The organism is Oleiphilus sp. HI0079 (assembly GCF_001635105.1).
On sequence record NZ_LWFT01000915.1, the window covers coordinates 1 to 1015 of the forward strand.

The 1015-nt window shown below is 48.9% G+C and carries 2 protein-coding genes; one reads left to right on the plus strand and one right to left on the minus strand.

The features are described 5' to 3' along the window. Positions 1-403: 2OG-Fe(II) oxygenase (locus A3750_RS16885; protein WP_197475103.1), on the plus strand; the 403-nt coding region annotated here is incomplete at its 5' end. A 3-nt stretch (positions 404-406) separates the two neighbouring features. Here the strand turns inward: A3750_RS16885 and A3750_RS16890 are convergent. Further along, on the minus strand, positions 407-916 hold the full coding sequence (locus tag A3750_RS16890) for a hypothetical protein (protein ID WP_068451574.1): 510 nt from the start codon (positions 914-916) through the stop codon (positions 407-409). Positions 917-1015: the final 99 nt, after the last annotated feature.

Here is a 1015-nt window from a genome sequence, read left to right on the forward strand (position 1 = left end):
CGCAGAGCACGTGGTTCAGCTTTCGGGCGGCATTTCTGCTCAGTGGTTTGAAGAGGCCCAGCTGCTCCGCTATGGACCTGGTGGAAAGTACGGCATGCATGCTGACTCAGACCTTTTCTGCCAACAAGCCAAACAATTCTACCGATTTATAGACCGTGACTTTAGCATGCTNATTTATCTAAATGATGACTACGTTGGCGGTAGACTAAAATTTAATGGATTGAATTTCGAATACCAGCCCAAGCGCGGTGATCTCGTGATCTTTCCTTCCAACCACGTGTTTTCCCATGAGTCGCTCCCCATTGAGCAAGGAAAGAAATTTGCATTGGTGAGCTGGGGAGCATTCCCAGGGACACCAAGGGTGTCTCAACCTAGAAGCATTGTCCCTATGATGAGAAGCTAGCCGCTACCCTTCAATCCCGAGGGTGTCCAAAAGCATTTTCTTACCCTCGGAGGTTGCATGCTCGGCGAGCGCATCCATATCTTCTTTTGCAGATTCAGCACACGCTTGCATATCGAACTCTGATTGCTGCAAATTTAGCAGCGCACGCTCGTTTTCCAGATCTTCTAAGTAATCGCAGTAATCCTCTACCTCAAGACCAATGGTCGTCACCACCACCGCGGCGGTTCCAAAACTTAACGCCGCGGCTGATCCGACAACGAGCTTCTTTCCAGTTCGCTTTAAAAATCGCGTATGTGCCTTCGCACGTTTTGATTTATTTCGCTTTTTTACCTGGCTCACAATTCGCTGAGAGGTTTTCAATTTGCTTAGAACTTGTGCATCCACTGCAGCAAGCCCAAAACCGGCAAGAATGCTTGCAAAGGAAAACTTGAGCACCAGAATGATCGTTGCGGCCGTTCCTACTACTGAAGCGACAGCGGCAATCAGAACCGCCTTTCTCTTTCCTATCGACACCGTTTACTTCCTATCAAACCCTTTTGCGCCCCATGAGACTAGCGTGTTTTGGGAACATGCAAATCAACGCAAGCCACCAAGCTCTCACGCTACCGGATC